This is a genomic window from Psychrobacter sp. AOP7-C1-14 (assembly GCF_052376135.1).
Lineage (GTDB): Bacteria > Pseudomonadota > Gammaproteobacteria > Pseudomonadales > Moraxellaceae > Psychrobacter.
In genome coordinates this window covers 1-16835 of sequence record NZ_JBQSVH010000020.1, presented here as the reverse complement: position 1 = coordinate 16835, position 16835 = coordinate 1, and the positions used below count along the sequence as shown (strand labels likewise).

Genomic DNA, 16835 nt, shown 5'->3' with positions numbered 1-16835 from the left:
TAAAGCATTTATCAAACGGTAATAACACTTTTAAACCTGAGTATATTGGCGAATGTGCTAACATGATTTTCTTGTCGTTATGATGAGCATTTATCGTTTAATAACCGTGCTTTTACCTCATGTGCTGAGCACAAATACACGTTATACCTCTCTATCATCCACGCCAGTGACGGTTAATATTTACAGTCATGGTATAACCAATATAGTCAGATCCCCTGTGAATCATTCTAAAGATCAAATCCAAGATATAGCAGCTGTGCCACCTGTTCCCTCCAATCATTCAACATCATGGATATTGAAGCTTACAATAGGTCTGATAGGTATGTTTGCTTTTTTGCAAGTGTACTCTATTCAGGCGGTATTGCCGGTCATGATGGTGGACTTTGCTGCGACTGAAGTACAAGCCGGCATGATTGTTGGTGCCACTGTGTTGGCGATCGCCATTATGTCACCCTTTCTAGGTATGCTTTCAGATGCAGTCGGGCGCAAGCCCTTCATCGTTGGCGCTCTATTGTTTTTGGCGATACCAACAGCGCTCATTGCTCAGAGCTCTAGTATTGGCTGGGTCGGGTTGTGGCGCTTTATGCAAGGATTGTCTGTACCGGGTATTACGGTGGTGACAATTGCCTATATCGGTGAGGAGTTTGAGGGACGGGCAGTGACCGAACTGATGTCCTTTTATGTGTCAGGCTGCGTGTTTGGTGGCTTTATGGGGCGATTTTTGCTGGGGCATTTACATGAGCTTATAGGCTGGCGTGATGGCTACTACGTCATGACGGTGATGACCTTGCTAGGCGCGATATGGGTCGGCAAGATGCTACCATCGTCTCGTCATTTTGTGGCCAACCCTAATTTTCGCTCAGCGATACAGACGTTAGGCGAGCACCTAACCAATCGCTATGTCGTCACGTCTTGTTTGCTTGGTGCTTGCGTTCTATTTTCACTGGTAGGCTGTTTTACTTTTATCAATTTACATCTGGCAGATGAGCCGTATAAGCTAACGACTGGGGCACTTGCTAATATCTTCGCAGTGTATCTATTGGGCGTTGTTATCACGCCATTGTCTAGCACATTGCTACGTCGGTTTGGCTCAGCGCGTACGGTCCGTGTCGCCATTGTGGTGTCGATGATAGGCTTGTTATTGACCTTGGTCACGCCTTTGTGGGGGGTAGTAATAGGACTGGCAATTATGTCCTCAGGTGTGTTTGTTACCCAATCAGCGACCATCAGTTATATCGCAGTCAACGTAAAAAAAGGACGCTCATTGGCATCGGGTTTATATTATATGGGCTATTATACAGGTGGTACGCTAGGGGCGTGGCTGTGCGGCATGGCTTATGCACGAGGGCAGTGGAAATTGACAGTAGGATTCTTAGCACTTGTACAGGTATTGGCGTTATTAGTGGCATTTTTTGGCATGGTTAAAACAACAGTACATGCGAAGTGATTGACTGTCTTATGATACTTACTGTAAGACCGCTTTACACAGCGCTGCTTTTTTCTTACTATCAATAACGATGTTATTACATTATAAAAATTAGAATAGTGAGCGCAGTAGATTTTATACTGCTCTTAACTTGATTACTGTTATTTATCCCTTATAAGTACGACAAACAAGGAAGTCAAATCTATGTCAAACATTTATCACAGTGCACCATCTGCCTATGATTATCCATTATTGGTCAAGCAATTATTAAGCCGTGCCAAAACGGTATCGCAAGATCAAGAGATTGTTTATGCGGACAAAAAGCGCTTGACTTATAAAGAGCTGTTTGAGCGTATCAATCGCTTGGCCAATGTATTGGCGGATTTAAAGCTCGATGCAGGTGACGTGGTTGCCGTGATGGACTGGGACAGTCATCGCTATCTCGAGTCTTATTTTGCTGTGCCAATGTCAGAGTATGTTTTACAGACCGTTAATATTCGCCTATCACCCGAAAAGATTCTCTATACCATCAACCATGCAAAGCCTAAAGTGCTCATGCTCAACTCTGAGTTTGCACCATTGGTCAAAGACTATCAGTTTGAGAACTCAAGCATCGAGCATATTATCTGGCTTGATGATAACGGTGTTACAGCTGAAGGTATCTTTGGTAGCAATCAAAGCCGTGTCACAGGCGAGTATGAAGCGTTGCTAGAAGCTGCTAACAGCGACTTTAATTTTCCAGATTTTGATGAAAACACCATCGCGACGACTTTTTATACGTCTGGTACGACAGGTGATCCAAAAGGGGTTTTCTTTAGCCATCGTCAGCTAGTTCTCCATACACTAGCAGAAGCAGCAACTTTGGGTATGCTGCCTGATAAGCAGGGCGTGAGCTATGGTGATGTCTATATGCCGATGACGCCAATGTTCCATGTACATGCATGGGGCTTCCCATTTACAGCGACGATGGTGGGTCTAAAGCAAGTCTATCCGGGTCGCTATGCGCCTGACACGTTGATGGATTTGATTGTCAATGAAAAGGTCAGTATCACCCATTGTGTGCCAACGATTTTGCAAATGGTCCTCCAAGAAGCTCAAGATCGCGATGCCAGTTTCAATGGTCTAAAAATGATTATTGGTGGTTCAAGACTGACCGAAGGTCTAGCCAAAACAGCAATGGCACAAGGTATTGAAGTCTATACGGGCTATGGTATGTCAGAGACCGCTCCGCTTATTAGCTTGACAGGTTTTAGTCTCGATGAGCCTGAAATGACCGAAGAGGAAGACATTGCCCGTCGTTGTATGACGGGCAAGCCAGTACTTATGGTTGATGCTCAAGTATGGGGTGAAGGAAACAAGTCAGTAGGAACAGGACCAGAAAATACAGGTGAGTTGGTATTACGGGCGCCTTGGTTGACCCAAAGCTATCTTAAAAATGACGATGCTGGTAAAGAGCTGTGGGAAAATGGCTATATGCATACCCAAGATATTGCTTACCTACGTCCTGATGGCTACATCAAAATCACCGATCGCTTAAAAGACGTAATCAAATCAGGCGGTGAATGGATTTCATCACTAGAGATTGAAACCATTTTATCACTGCATCCGTCAGTAGCTGATGTGTCAGTGATTGGCGTGCGTGATAAGCAATGGGGTGAGCGTCCATTGGCTCTGGTTGTATTAAAGGCTGATGCTCAAAATACCAGTGCTGATGATATCAAAGCGATTGCAGAAAAAGCAGTAGAGCGCGGTATCATTCCTAAGTATGGGGTGCCAAGCCAGTTTAAGTTTGTTGATGAACTACCAAAAACCTCTGTTGGTAAACATGATAAAAAAGTCATGCGTGAAATGTATGCCAATCAAACTGAGATTTAGTTTTAGCTACATTTTCAAATATTTGTATTCGTTAAAATGTAGTGCGTATTACACGCTTAATAGTTGACCTTTCTGATAGGCTCTGCTACATTTTAAACCGATACGTATTGTATCGGTTTTTCAATTCTGGCAAGGATGACCAGTATTTATTAAGACATGGTTTTTATAGTTGAAGCATTTTAGAGTTGGTATTAGCTAGCAGTACGCAAATAGTGCAGTGTGCGAAGTGAATACCGTTATAACTTATTGAGTGCCTTGACTATAAAGTGCTACTGCCTCATTTCTCGTTTATGCTAAGGACAGCTACTATGAGCGACTATTCCCAATTCCCAGTTTCTACCCAAACGACAGACACACCACAATTCGCTGATATTTATCATGAGTCTATTACGGATCGAGAGCAGTTTTGGACGGAGCAGGCGAAGCGTATCTATTGGCACAAAGAGCCTGAGCAAATTTTAGATGACAGTAATCTGCCTTTTGCCAAATGGTTTGTCGGTGGCGAGACCAATCTTTGTTATAACTGTGTCGATCGTCATCTAGCAGACCGCGCAGAGCAAGATGCTTTTGTGTGGGTATCATCAGAGATTAACCAAGAATTGATAGAAACCTTTCCAGCGGTCGTTGATTCGTTTAAAGATTTAGGCAACAACGTCGAGTTTTATACGGACTATACCAAGCGTCGTCTGACCTATAATGACTTATATAAAGAAGTTAATTACTTTGCCGATGTGCTACAGCGTCACGGTATTGGTAAGGGTGACCGTGTCATTATCTATATGCCGATGATATTAGAAGCGGCTTATGCCATGCTGGCTTGTGCTCGTATTGGTGCGGTCCATTCAGTCGTGTTCGGTGGGTTTGCCGCCCACAACTTGGCTATCCGTATGGACGATGCTGAGGCTAAGATGGTCATTACAGTAGATGCAGGATTACGTGGCGGTAAAATCGTCAATTATAAAAATCTGGTCAATCAAGGCGTCGAGCAAGCGACTGTCAAGCCAGAGAATGTGCTAGTAGTCAACCGCGGTATATTACCATTCGAGCCAAAAGCGCTTGACGTTGATTATGCAACTGAGCGTCGTCAGAGCTGTGAGGCCAATGCGGTTGTAGAGCCAGTTTGGCTAGAGTCAAATACGCCATCTTACCTGCTTTATACTTCTGGGACTACTGGTACACCAAAAGGGGTGCAGCGTGATACAGGTGGTCATGCCGTAGCGCTAACGACATCGATGGACTATGTCTATGATGGACAGGCTGGCGAGACGTTCTGGGCGATATCTGATATTGGTTGGGCTGTTGGGCATTCTTATACGATCTATGCACCGTTACTAGCAGGTATGACCAGTGTTATGTATGAAGGCTTGCCGCATACGCCAAACCCTGGTATCTGGTGGCGTATTGTCGAAGCCAATAAAGTTAATATTTTATTCACCGCACCCACAGGCGTGCGCATGCTTAAAAAACAAGATGAAAGCTGGATGACACGCTATGATGTGTCTAGTGTGAAGTCATTCTTTTTAGCAGGTGAGCCGCTTGATGAGTCAACAGCCAATTGGTTGACTCAGCATCTCGGCGTACCAATTTTGGATCATTATTGGCAAACAGAGTCTGGGTGGCCAATCTTGAGTCATACACCAAAATTCGATCATAAGCCGCACAAGCAGGGATCACCTGGTTACCCGATGTATGGCTATGAAGCGCATGTCATCAATGAGGAAACGGGCGATCCTTGTCAAGCTGGCGAAAAAGGGTTGCTCGCCATTAAAGCGCCATTACCGCCTGGTTGTCTTACCACGGTATGGCGTAACGACGAGCGTTTTATCAGCAGCTATTTTGGTCTGTTTGACGGTCAGCAGTACTCAACCTCGGACTATGCAGTGACAGACGAAGAGGGCTATTTCTATATTTTAGGGCGTACCGATGACGTGATTAATGTCGCAGGACATCGAATAGGTACACAAGAGATTGAGGAGGCCATCAGTATGCATTCAGAGATGGCAGAGTGTGCTGTAGTAGGCATTCAAGATGAGCTAAAAGGCGAGCTACCTATAGCATTTTGTGTCCTAAAAGATCAGACACAAATTGAAACTACCGAAAACCGTTTCCGTATCGAGCAGCAAGTGATAGGCGCTGTCGTCAAATCTTTGGGCGGTATCGCCAGACCAGCCGCTATCTATTTCCCGCAGGCGCTACCCAAGACTCGCTCTGGCAAAATATTACGTCGCTCAATTCGTGCTCTAGCGGAAAACCAGCCAACAGGAGATATGTCAACGCTTGATAACCCAACCGCTATCGATGCGATCAAGCAAGCAATGAAAGACTATTGATTGGTATAAATTAGCACCATATAAACCAGTGATGGTATTAATTGCACTCGAAAGATAAATTAATTCCAAAAAGCTCATGAGCATTCATGGGCTTTTTTGTTTCTGTTATTTAGATAATTTTTGTAGAAACACGTGCCACTAAAATAAACTTAGATAAAATTTTGATAAAGCGCTTGACCGTAAAAATGGTTTATTGTTATAGTCAATAACGATACAAAATAAATCATTTTAAAATTTAGTTTTTAACAATGCTTTATAGATAAATACTCATCGCTTTTATTTTTCTCATGAATATCTAGGTGCCGTCACACGGTAGTCTCGCAAAAAAGATAAGGATATCTTATGCACCACGTTCAACAGCTAATCAATGGTCAGTTCGTACAATCAAATACTGATGAATGGATTGATATCAACGATCCAGCAACTCAAGAAGTCATCGCTAAAGTGCCACAAACCACCAATGATGAGATCAACCAAGCAGTTGCCGCCGCACAAACAGCGTTCGAAACATGGCGCAAGACACCAATCACCACGCGAGCGCGTATCTTTTTGAAGTATCAGTCTCTGATTCGTGATCACATGGATGAGTTGGCAGAAGTTTTGACCACAGAGCAAGGTAAGACAATTGCTGATGCACGCGGTGATGTGTTCCGCGGTTTAGAAGTGGTAGAGCATGCCGCTGGTATTGCCAATTTACAAATCGGCGATTTTGTAGAAAACGTGGCATCAGGTGTCGATACTTATAGTATTTGGCAGCCACTCGGTGTTTGTGCTGGTATCACACCGTTCAACTTTCCAGCGATGATTCCGTTATGGATGTTCCCAATGGCGATTGCTACGGGTAATACATTCATCCTAAAACCTTCTGAACAAGATCCGATGGTAACCATGCGCTTGGTCGAGCTTGCGATTGAAGCGGGCGTACCAGAAGGTGTGCTTAACGTGGTACATGGTGGCAAAGTAACTGTCGATGCTATCTGCGACCATCCAGATATCAAAGCTGTTTCTTTCGTGGGTTCTACTCATGTTGGTAAACATGTCTATGAGCGTGCAAGTCAGTCAGGTAAGCGTGCCCAGTGTATGATGGGTGCCAAAAACCACGGCGTTATCCTGCCAGATGCCAACAAAGAGCAAACGCTCAATCAGCTAGCAGGTGCAGCATTTGGTGCAGCTGGTCAACGCTGTATGGCGCTGTCGGTGGTCGTACTAGTAGGCGCAGCTGGTGAATGGATCGATGAGATCAAAGCAAAAGCAGAAAGTTTGGTTGTCTCAGCTGGCAAGCATGACAAAGACTTGGGACCGTTGATTTCGCCTGCCGCAAAAGCTCGTGTCGAGCACTTGATTGGGACTGGGGTAGAAGAGGGTGCAAGCTTAATTCTTGATGGTCGCGGAATTACCGTTGAAGGATATGAGCAGGGTAACTTTGTAGGCCCGACTATCTTTGATAATGTCACAAGCGACATGCAGATTTACCAACAAGAAATATTTGGCCCAGTACTCTGTATCATGCGTGCTAATAGCTTAGACGAAGCGATTGAATTATTGAACGCCAATCCACATGGTAATGGTACGGCGATCTTCACTCAGTCAGGGGCAGCCGCACATAAATTCCAACAAGACATTCAAGTCGGTCAAATCGGTATTAATCTACCAATCCCTGTGCCACTACCAATGTTCTCATTCTCAGGTTCACGCGGCAGTAAACTTGGTGATCTAGGTCCTTATGGTAAGCAAGCCGTACAGTTTTACACTCAGACAAAGACAGTGACTGCACGTTGGTTTGACGATGAAGCGAGCCGCGGTGTCAATACAACGATTTCAATTTAATCGTCAGCTCATTGTGTTTTCAGTATGATATTTTGTGTTTTAGGTATGACGATAATGTGACTTGCGGTACTATTGAGCGCAGTTTTATTATCGTTATACCACTATCATGTCGCGCTAAGGCCTTATAAAATCTTTGACCAGCATTTTTATTAGCGATTTGATTAACACTTATCTGAGGACTAAGCCCTCTATTTGATCTATAAGAACAAGGATGACCCTATGGATTTTTCATTGACCGATGACCAAGTCGCTTTTCGCCAAACGGCTCGTCAGTTCGCACAAAAAGAGTTAAAACCAAACGCAGCTGAATGGGATCGCAACTCACATTTCCCAGTAGATGTAATCAAAAAATCTGGTGAGCTTGGCTTTTTAGGGCTGTACGCCAATCCAGAATATGATGGTTTGGGCCTACCAAGACTGGACTCAGCGATGGTATTCGAAGAGCTTGCCTGGGGTGATACGGCTGTAGCAGCATATATGAGTATTCATAACATGGCCGCATGGATGATTGGTGAATATGGCAGCGATACGCTATGCAAAAAATATCTACCAAATATGGTCAGCGGTGAATGGCTTGGCAGCTATTGCCTAACAGAACCAAATGCAGGGTCTGATGCAGCCTCTTTACGTACCAAGGCTGAAAAGCAAGGCGAGCATTACGTACTAAACGGTGAAAAAACCTTTATCTCTGGTGCAGGTTCAACTGATGTATTGGTAGTCATGGCGCGTACTGGTGGTGCTGGTCCAAAAGGCGTGTCAGCGTTCGTGGTAGATGCTAATAGTGCTGGTATCGAATATGGCAAGAACGAGCACAAAATGGGTTGGAAAGCACAACCAACACGGACGATTAGTTTCAAAGACGTCAAAGTCCCAGTAGAAAATCTGATAGGTGAGGAAGGTCAAGGTTTTCGTATTGCGATGAAAGGACTTGATGGTGGCCGTATCAATATCGGTATTTGTGCGGTAGGTACGGCACAAGCGGCATTAGAGACAGCAACCAGTTATGTACAAGAGCGTAGCCAATTTGGTAGCCCGATTGCTAGTTTGCAATCGGTACAGTTTAAACTTGCTGACATGTTAACTCAGACCATCGCCGCGCGCCAAATGCTGTATCTAGCAGCTGATAAAGTCGACAACAACGATGGGCAAGCGTCTACCTATTGCGCAATGGCAAAACGTTTATCTACGGATCTTTGTTTTGATGTTGCTAATGAAGCACTACAACTACACGGCGGCTATGGTTATCTAAACGAGTATCCACTTGAGCGCCATGTACGAGATTTACGTGTCCATCAAATATTGGAAGGCACCAATGAGATCATGCGAGTGATTATTTCACGTCAAGTTATGCAGGATGAAGGATTAAATCAGCTACGCTAATTTATCTCGCTTTACTGAAACAAGGATGTTTTATGACAGATTATACAAATTTAAAGCTATCAATTGATGGCAACACCGCAACTCTAACGTTGAACAACCCACCTGCGCATACGTGGACGATGGACAGTTTGCATGCGCTTAAGCAGCTCATTGCAGACCTCAATGCCAACGACGATGTCTACGCCTTAATCGTGCACGGTGATGGTGAAAAGTTCTTCTCAGCTGGTGCAGATTTAAACAATTTCTCAGATGGTGATAAAGGCCGCGCCATAAGCATGGCAATTGCATTTGGTGAGGCATTTGAAGCGCTATCTACCTACCGCGGTGTGAGTATCGCTGTGATCAACGGCTATGCGATGGGCGGCGGGCTTGAGTGTGCGCTCGCCTGTGATATCCGTATTGCAGAAGAACACGCACAGATGGCATTGCCAGAGACAGGCGTAGGTTTATTGCCATGTGCTGGCGGTACTCAAAATTTACCTATGCTAGTAGGGGAAGGTTGGGCCAAGCGCATGATCCTGTGCGGTGAGCGGGTCGATGCAGAGACAGCATTGCGTATAGGTCTGGTCGAAGAGGTCGCATCAAAAGGTGAAGGGTTACAAATCGCTCAGGATTTAGCAAAAAAAGTCGCTAAGCAATCACCCGTCGCTGTCAGTTATTCTAAGAAACTTATTCAAGCGGCAAGAGACACCCCGCCTGCACAAAATCTCATACATGAGCGTGAAGCTTTCGTGAAATTGTTTGATACCAAGGATCAGCGCGAAGGTGTACAAGCTTTTTTAGAAAAGCGTAAACCTACTTGGCAGAACAAATAAACAGCAGTCAAAACGCTGAGCCATTTTTATCATTTAATTTTGTAGGTTACTTTTATGACAGCAGCTACACCAGCGACAAACGATACTAAACAAGAAGCGTCTGTATTGTTCAATACCGAGCCGACAGATTGCGGACACTTGGTTGGGGTTATGACCCTCAATACACCCAAATCGCTTAATGCGCTTAGCGTTGATATGTGTCAATTGCTCTCAGCGCAGCTAGAGCAGTGGCAAGCCGACGATCAAGTAGTCGCGCTTGTACTAAAAGGCGCAGGGGATAAAGCGTTCTGTGCAGGCGGCGATATTCGTAAGCTCTACGACAGTATGTCTACTGATGCACCAATACCTAACCCTTATGCTACTGAGTTTTTCAGTCATGAGTATCGTCTCTATCGTCAAATGCACTTTTATACAAAGCCACTGATACTTTGGGGTGACGGTATTATCATGGGCGGCGGTATGGGGCTGATGGCAGGATGTAGTCATCGTCTGGTCACTGAGCGCACACGTTTTGCCATGCCTGAAGTTACCATTGGACTGTTCCCTGATGCTTCTGGCAGTTGGTTTTTGCAGCGTATGCCTGCCAAGACAGGTTTATTTCTAGGGCTAACGGGAGCGATGTGTAATGGCAGCGATGCACTATTGGCCAATTTGGCAGAGTATGCCGTTGCCAGCCACGACTATGATGCCGTCATGCAGCGCCTCAAACAAAGCGACTGGAACACGGTAGATAACGCAAGCAGTTCAAACACATGCCATGATAATAGTGCGCATAGTATTGTCAGCCGTGCGTTGGCTGAGCTACCAGTAGCCGAACTACCTGATAGCAAGCTTGCAACATACTGGCAGCCTATTCAGCAACTGATGAATAGTGGTGGTCTGGCTGATATCGATGCGCTGCTACAAAGTGATGAAGCACTCGAACAGCTAAATCAAGACTTTGCAGCAGATAGCTGGACGCAGCGTGCAATCGCAACCTATCGTCATGGTTGCCCAGTAACGGCCGCATTAACCTATGCGCTGTATCAAAAAGTCGCTGACCTATCGATTGAACAGGTGCTGTATTTAGAAACCAATGTCGCAGTACATTGTGCAGCCAATCCTGATTTCAAAGAAGGCGTGCGAGCATTATTGATTGATAAAGATAGAAGCCCTAAGTGGTCGCGCTCATTAGCAGACTGTCTCAGTATAGAAGGGCAAACGTATATCGATAAACACTTTGTCAATCCTTATCCGAAAGGCGAGCATCCTTTGAGCGATTGGTTAGGTAGGGAGGCACTAGGCAGTCAAAGTGTTCGCTAACTGCCTACAAGAAATTTATAACGTAAGGTACAAGCAAGATTCACTAATAAAGACTACTAAATAATAGGTAGCAATAGCTACATTACAAATCATCAAGGAGTGATGAGATGGGTACAAAGGGTACAAGTACAATGAATAATGATAGCACTAAACCAAATATCGCCTTCATTGGTCTTGGTAACATGGGTGCGCCAATGGCAGAGAACTTATTAAAGGCAGGTTATACACTCTCTGTTTTTGATTTGTCTGATGCAGCTACTAATCGTTTGCAACAAGCAGGGGCTAGCGTTGCAGAAAGTCCCAAAGATGCTGCAAGCAATGCTCAAGTTGTGATTAGTATGTTACCTGCAGGTCAGCATGTGCATTCTGTATATCTAGGCGATAGTGGTGCTAATGGTTTATTGGCAGAACTGCCAAAAGGTACGCTTGTGATTGACAGTAGTACGATTGCGGCGGCTGATGCAAGGACGGTGGCAGAGGCAGCAAGTAAGCTTGGTATTGAATTTTTAGATGCGCCAGTCTCTGGTGGTACGGGCGGAGCGATTGCTGGTAGTTTAACCTTTATTGTCGGTGGCGACGATGATGCTTTTGCCAAAGCTGAGCCGATACTAGCAGTAATGGGGAAAAATATCTTTCATGCTGGCGCGCATGGTGCAGGACAAGTCGCAAAAATTTGCAACAACATGCTGTTAGGTATCTTGATGGCAGGGACGGCAGAAGCGATCAATCTAGGAGTTAAGAATGGCTTAGATCCCAAAGTGCTATCAGATATCATGCTACAAAGCTCGGGTCGTAATTGGACTCTGGAAGTCTATAATCCTTACCCGCAAGTAATGGAAAACGTTCCTTCTAGTAATGGTTATCAAGGCGGCTTTATGAGCAAGCTCATGCAAAAAGATCTGAACCTTGCGATGCAGACAGCCCAAAATACTGAAGTAGAAACGCCAATGGGTGCTAAAGCAACAGAGTTGTATGCCTCACATATGATAGAGAATGGTGACAAAGACTTTTCTAGTATTATTGGACGTCATGACGCCTCATTATTGTCTTAGACATAACGCTCCTAATTATCATATCCCTTAGTTATAGCAAGATTAAGTATTTTCAGTGTCACTAGTAGTGACGCTAATTAAGAAAATGCATTTGCCAATAAGAAAAAGGTCTACGCTAAAACCATAGCGTAGACCTTTTTTGATGACCAATCTTCTGGGTTAGCTTTGAAGGTCGTAGACGAGCGCCTGAATATCTTGTGCCGCTTTTTGCAGGCGTGGTACATGAGTCAGAAGATCGTCTAGTGACACCCGTATGGTTGGTGCATGTAGATAGAGAGAAGCCAAATAGCGTGATTTTTTGTCTAGTATAGGCACAGCCACTGCGACCATTTCAGAGATAAACTCTTCATTGTCAATGCCGATACCAGTATCAGCGATACGATCAAGCTCGGCATTTAATGCATCGATATCCGTAATAGTATTCTTGGTAAACTTATCTAGTGGTAACCCTTGTAGTATTTTCATACGGCTAGTCGTAGATAATTGGCTCAAATAGAGCTTACCAGTTGCTGTACACCACATGGGCGACTTTGCACCGACAGGAAGATAAATCTGTAGTGGTAAGGTAGTCTGAGCACGGTTGGTATAAATCATATCCATATGATAGGGAATACCAATACCGCAAGTTTCCTTTAGTTCGTCAACCAGTTTTTGCAAAATCATTTGCCGCTCGTTGAAGAACAGCCGTTGTTGCCATAGCTCAACGCTCAAATTGCGTACGCGTTTACCAGGAATAATGCCACCACCAATTTCAACCGTCAAAAACCCATCATCAACCAAGTTTTGAATCAATCTATGGATGGTTGGTTTAGGAATATCTAACTCTTGTGAGAGCTCAAGTGGGGAAAGCGGTTTTGAAGCATAGGACACTGCCTCTATGATTTCTAATACACGGGTAATCGACGATACTTTAGGCATATTATATATAGCTCAGTTGGAGTAAAGAAAGAAAGCAGACAACATCACAGCATTTTCATAAACTAAGACAAACAGTGACAATACTGACGTTCTATAACAAATCTATTATGACAACTAATTTAGCATAATATTTGCTTGAGGCAAGCGTTAGTCTCATCATCTGAGACAATTTATATCGTTTTATTTACTGGTGTGCATTTTTTACATAAGTAACAATAGAAACGTCAATTCACAAGACACAATGTTCTGTAAGAATAAGCTATATAACTGTCATTGAATCATAAAGCGTTCTAGATAATCATATGAACATATTTTGCAATACCTTTACATAAACATTAAGCAGGCTAATTATCATGTTTACGCTGTTTGGTTACTTTAAGGACGTTATGTAACATAAAGGCGAATTTTTGCAGATTGTTGTAGCAATTATTACAGTACCTATGCAATCTTTACATAACGGCAAATAAAAATAGCAACAGTAGGGGTGACTTTTTAAGTCAGAATTGTTTTAATCACCTCAACAAAATGATGGTTTAAAAAAGCACAATCATCGTTTTCTATGGGCGGGTTTATTTTACACTTTAGGAGAACAATCATGAAATTAGTTAAATTGACGGCAATCTCTGCTGCTGTTTTAGGTTCAACTGCTGCAATGGCTGCTGAGCCAGTTGTCGTTGTCGACAACAACGCTGCAGTTGCATATGAAGCTGAGCCAGTGGCTGTAGCATATGAAGCAGAAACTGAAGCAAACACTACTAACACCGGTGTTATCGGTAAAACTGCAAGTGCTGTTAGCAGTACTACTGGTGCGGTACTTGGTGGTACCAAGACTTTGTTCCAAACTGCTATCAACCCAGCATCAGTTAGCGCTGAAGTTGGTACTTTAGGTTATGGTGCTAATATTGGTTGGTCAATGAATGAAAACACTGAATTACAAGCTGGTTGGGCAGGTGGTGATGCCGCTGACCTTTTTGGCGGTGATTTTGATGCAGATGACGTAAACTATGATGTTGATACTGATTTCAGCAACCCGTACCTAGGTGTGCAATTACGCCCTGCTAGCAACTGGTTCACAGTAGGTGCTGGTATCATCGTTCCTGATAACGATATTGATGTACGTGCAAACTCTGAAGATGGTAACTACAGAATTGATGATGTTGACTATAGTGAAGCTGACGTAGGTACTCTACAAGGTAGTATCGAACATCGCAATAAGTTAGCTCCTTATGCAACTGTGGGTTTCCGTCCTAACATCACAAATAACTTCGGTGTGTTTGGTGAAGTTGGTGCCGCTTATATGGGTAAAACAGATGCCAATGTAACGGCTACTGGTAATACTCCTGAAGCAACTGCTGCTGCAGAAGCTGCTCAGCAAGAGCTAGAAGATAAAGATTGGTTAGAGTGGTTCCCAATCGTTAAAGTTGGTGCTACTTACCGTTTCTAATCTAATCACAGTTTAAATACTGTCATTAGTAGAAAACAAAAAACGATCCTATTTAGGGTCGTTTTTTTATGCTTAAAATAAAGTATGGAAAGATATCATAAAAAGCAGGACTAAACTTTATTCACAAAATTTTGCTTAAAAAATGACAACAGTTTGCTGAGATTGTAACGCGGTAATACGGTAGGTAGATTGGCAATTCGTATCCTCAATAGCACTGAGTATAGAAGGAGAGTTAATCTCTTTGTTATTTTCAATTAAGCTAGGGATAAGGTAAGAATAATCCATACCCAAGCCTTGAGCTAGGGTATATTGGTTCACTTTGATAAAGCTTTCTTTTATTTGCCATAACAGTTTGGCAGTGCGTTCACGTTGAACTGTAGGTAGTTCCTGTAATATGGCCAGCTCGCTCTCTGAGTAGAAGCGCTTAACTACCTGCCATGCAATATTATTGCTCTCTATATCGATACCAGCAGGACGCTGAAGACTAATAACGACAGCTATGTTGCTGTTTAAATACGTAAAATTTGTCTGATTTGATTCTGTGGTTTGCTTTGTACTATTAGCTCCTGTATGGCTAAAGCATACATAGTGCTGACTGTTAACGAGTCGATAGGGAAAGCTTGATTCATCCAAGGTATCATTGATTTCTAGCTTCTTAAGCAGCTCTTTTAATAGTTGCCTGACGCCTTGTCGCTGCTGCTGACGTTGTTTACGTGCTAGTGCAGGTACCGACTGTCGTGATGTTACTGTCTTTGCCACATGATAGTGCCAATTTAGGTTACTGAACTTGATGATGTCTGTATACGCCGTATTACACTGCAATGGCCATAAGGACTTACTCCACAAACTTCTAGTCACTAAATGACTTATCAGCTCGCTCACTTGAGCTGTCACACACCATGTCGTGGTATCGAGTTGGGTATATTTTATTTGGGTAAGGTTAGAAGTCAGCATATATTACTAGTCATCGAAAACGATTATTATAGAATTGAATATATAAGAATGTGTAAGTTTGAAATCTATATATTTGATACATAGATAGTCATACAATAGCTATATTTAAATAGTTTATATCTAATTAACCTACTAAAAATATCGAAAGCCCAGCAATATATTATTACTGGGCTTTTGTTAAACTACCGAGCGCTATAAATAACGCTAAATCACAATTTAGTAGGACAGCTCAGCGCGGCGGTTTTGTGCATACGCGTCTTCAGTGTTACCAGCTGCTGCAGGGCGCTCTTCACCATAGCTAATGACACGGATATTGTTTGCAGCAACACCTTGAGCAGCAAGGTAGTTACGTGCAGCTTGTGCGCGTCGTTCACCTAGTGCCATATTATATTCACGGCTACCGCGTTCATCAGTATGACCTGCAACAACAACCCCAGCTGTTGGATTTGATTTTAGCAAGTTCACGTGTTGGTTAAGGACGCTCGCTGATTGAGCAGTGATTTCGCTGCTATCAAAGGCAAAGTAGACCACTGCTTGGATATTTTCAGCGCCAGTGATGACAGCGTTTGAGTTATCAACGATAACGGCACCATTATAGCCAACTTGTCCACCTGGGATACCTAGCGGAGCAACCACCACTTCTGAAGTAGTACGCTTGGTAGCACAACCAGTGGTAAAGGCAACAGCGCTTGATAGCACAGCAAGAACAGCGATCTTAGAAAAACTGATTGACATGACGAGCTCCTAAAATTTTAATTAAATTTGTTTTTTTAAACTGCTTCCGATAAACCTTAGGCAATCTCTATCTATAATATACTAAATGTTAATTTGTGTAAGTATTTTTACTGTAAGTTTAGAGAGATAAAATAGAGTATCTTACCAGCGGTGTTTACCCCAGTTTTCAGGGTTGGCCCAGTAATCAGCATTGAGCCAATTTGGTAATTGTTTATAGTCATATAAATTAAATTGCCAAAGCGTTGCAGTGGTAGTTGAGGAAGTGATTGATTGAATATCATCTATATTTAGAGATGGCTCATTTAAAATATCAAATGGCGTAAAGCCGTAAGGTTTTAGGTCTATCGAGCTATCTAGGGCAATCAGCAAATGTGCTGCATACAGGTCACGATAGCGCATCAATAATGGCAGGTAGTGTTGAGTCAGCTCTTCTGACAAAGTTGGTAGCCAAAAGCAAGCAAGCTCATAACGGTCGAGTATATTTTGTTTAACAAGCTCTGATAACGTTGATAAATGGCTTGCATTCAAACTCGTCTCAGTATCCTTCTTAGTAGATGTGATCTTATCAAGTTGTGCTTGTAGTTCTAACAAACCTGCATTGTTATGTGTTACCCACAATGCATCATTCTTATCTTTGCTATGGTCAGGTGTCAGGTCTGTCTGAGTGATCAACGAAGGTAGTAGCGCGTCAACATACTCTACAAGTAAAGGTAGGGTAATGTCTGCGCGTTTCACCGTATTTTTTGTCATATAATAGGCCGTTAGTTAATTGATTGG

The 16835-nt window shown here is 43.3% G+C and carries 13 protein-coding genes; 9 read left to right on the top strand and 4 right to left on the bottom strand.

Features of this window, described 5'->3' with window-relative positions; translation table 11 throughout:
- Nucleotides 1-256 precede the first annotated feature (256 nt).
- The 8 genes from ACT3QN_RS11580 (at nucleotide 257) to mmsB (ending at nucleotide 12007) form a co-directional block, all read left to right on the top strand.
- The gene (locus ACT3QN_RS11580) at nucleotides 257-1447 is read left to right on the top strand and encodes an MFS transporter (protein ID WP_444520953.1); all 1191 of its coding nucleotides are present in this window, start codon (nucleotides 257-259) and stop codon (nucleotides 1445-1447) included.
- A gap of 183 nt (nucleotides 1448-1630) precedes the next feature.
- Nucleotides 1631-3301, top strand: coding sequence for a fatty acid--CoA ligase (locus tag ACT3QN_RS11575; RefSeq protein ID WP_444523533.1), 1671 nt, complete (start codon nucleotides 1631-1633; stop codon nucleotides 3299-3301).
- Nucleotides 3302-3609: 308 nt separating this feature from the next.
- Nucleotides 3610-5631, top strand: coding sequence for a propionate--CoA ligase (locus ACT3QN_RS11570; protein WP_444523534.1), 2022 nt, complete (start codon nucleotides 3610-3612; stop codon nucleotides 5629-5631).
- Between the two features lie 342 nt (nucleotides 5632-5973).
- Complete coding sequence (locus tag ACT3QN_RS11565; RefSeq protein ID WP_444523535.1) at nucleotides 5974-7458, top strand: CoA-acylating methylmalonate-semialdehyde dehydrogenase; 1485 nt, start codon at nucleotides 5974-5976, stop codon at nucleotides 7456-7458.
- Between the two features lie 219 nt (nucleotides 7459-7677).
- Complete coding sequence (locus tag ACT3QN_RS11560) at nucleotides 7678-8838, top strand: acyl-CoA dehydrogenase family protein (RefSeq protein WP_444523536.1); 1161 nt, start codon at nucleotides 7678-7680, stop codon at nucleotides 8836-8838.
- A 32-nt stretch (nucleotides 8839-8870) separates the two neighbouring features.
- Complete coding sequence (locus tag ACT3QN_RS11555) at nucleotides 8871-9653, top strand: enoyl-CoA hydratase (protein ID WP_444523537.1); 783 nt, start codon at nucleotides 8871-8873, stop codon at nucleotides 9651-9653.
- Nucleotides 9654-9707: 54 nt separating this feature from the next.
- Nucleotides 9708-10955 (top strand): enoyl-CoA hydratase/isomerase family protein, encoded by a 1248-nt coding sequence (locus tag ACT3QN_RS11550; protein ID WP_444523538.1) that lies wholly within the window; start codon nucleotides 9708-9710, stop codon nucleotides 10953-10955.
- 107 nt (nucleotides 10956-11062) lie between these two features.
- Nucleotides 11063-12007 (top strand): 3-hydroxyisobutyrate dehydrogenase, encoded by a 945-nt coding sequence (gene mmsB, locus ACT3QN_RS11545; RefSeq protein WP_444523539.1) that lies wholly within the window; start codon nucleotides 11063-11065, stop codon nucleotides 12005-12007.
- Nucleotides 12008-12166: 159 nt separating this feature from the next.
- Here mmsB and ACT3QN_RS11540 read toward each other — a convergent pair whose 3' ends face one another.
- Complete coding sequence (locus ACT3QN_RS11540; protein WP_444520896.1) at nucleotides 12167-12925, bottom strand: IclR family transcriptional regulator; 759 nt, start codon at nucleotides 12923-12925, stop codon at nucleotides 12167-12169.
- A gap of 595 nt (nucleotides 12926-13520) precedes the next feature.
- Here ACT3QN_RS11540 and ACT3QN_RS11535 point away from each other — a divergent pair.
- Complete coding sequence (locus ACT3QN_RS11535; protein ID WP_444523540.1) at nucleotides 13521-14369, top strand: hypothetical protein; 849 nt, start codon at nucleotides 13521-13523, stop codon at nucleotides 14367-14369.
- A gap of 135 nt (nucleotides 14370-14504) precedes the next feature.
- Here the strand turns inward: ACT3QN_RS11535 and ACT3QN_RS11530 are convergent, their stop codons facing one another.
- The 3 genes from ACT3QN_RS11530 to ACT3QN_RS11520 form a co-directional block, all read right to left on the bottom strand.
- Nucleotides 14505-15323 (bottom strand): 4'-phosphopantetheinyl transferase family protein, encoded by an 819-nt coding sequence (locus tag ACT3QN_RS11530; RefSeq protein ID WP_444523541.1) that lies wholly within the window; start codon nucleotides 15321-15323, stop codon nucleotides 14505-14507.
- Nucleotides 15324-15539: 216 nt separating this feature from the next.
- On the bottom strand, nucleotides 15540-16058 hold the full coding sequence (gene pal, locus ACT3QN_RS11525) for a peptidoglycan-associated lipoprotein Pal (RefSeq protein WP_444523542.1): 519 nt from the start codon (nucleotides 16056-16058) through the stop codon (nucleotides 15540-15542).
- 141 nt (nucleotides 16059-16199) lie between these two features.
- The gene (locus ACT3QN_RS11520) at nucleotides 16200-16808 is read right to left on the bottom strand and encodes a DUF6231 family protein (protein ID WP_444523543.1); all 609 of its coding nucleotides are present in this window, start codon (nucleotides 16806-16808) and stop codon (nucleotides 16200-16202) included.
- Nucleotides 16809-16835 lie beyond the last annotated feature (27 nt).

Coding starts and splice junctions, on each gene's coding strand:
- ACT3QN_RS11570 (WP_444523534.1), top strand. CDS start 3,610: ATGAGCGACTATTCCCAATTCCCAGTTTCTACCCAAACGACAGACACA.
- ACT3QN_RS11560 (WP_444523536.1), top strand. CDS start 7,678: ATGGATTTTTCATTGACCGATGACCAAGTCGCTTTTCGCCAAACGGCT.
- ACT3QN_RS11540 (WP_444520896.1), bottom strand. CDS start 12,925: ATGCCTAAAGTATCGTCGATTACCCGTGTATTAGAAATCATAGAGGCA.
- ACT3QN_RS11535 (WP_444523540.1), top strand. CDS start 13,521: ATGAAATTAGTTAAATTGACGGCAATCTCTGCTGCTGTTTTAGGTTCA.
- ACT3QN_RS11520 (WP_444523543.1), bottom strand. CDS start 16,808: ATGACAAAAAATACGGTGAAACGCGCAGACATTACCCTACCTTTACTT.
- ACT3QN_RS11575 (WP_444523533.1), top strand. CDS start 1,631: ATGTCAAACATTTATCACAGTGCACCATCTGCCTATGATTATCCATTA.
- ACT3QN_RS11530 (WP_444523541.1), bottom strand. CDS start 15,323: ATGCTGACTTCTAACCTTACCCAAATAAAATATACCCAACTCGATACC.
- pal (WP_444523542.1), bottom strand. CDS start 16,058: ATGTCAATCAGTTTTTCTAAGATCGCTGTTCTTGCTGTGCTATCAAGC.
- mmsB (WP_444523539.1), top strand. CDS start 11,063: ATGGGTACAAAGGGTACAAGTACAATGAATAATGATAGCACTAAACCA.
- ACT3QN_RS11555 (WP_444523537.1), top strand. CDS start 8,871: ATGACAGATTATACAAATTTAAAGCTATCAATTGATGGCAACACCGCA.
- ACT3QN_RS11550 (WP_444523538.1), top strand. CDS start 9,708: ATGACAGCAGCTACACCAGCGACAAACGATACTAAACAAGAAGCGTCT.
- ACT3QN_RS11565 (WP_444523535.1), top strand. CDS start 5,974: ATGCACCACGTTCAACAGCTAATCAATGGTCAGTTCGTACAATCAAAT.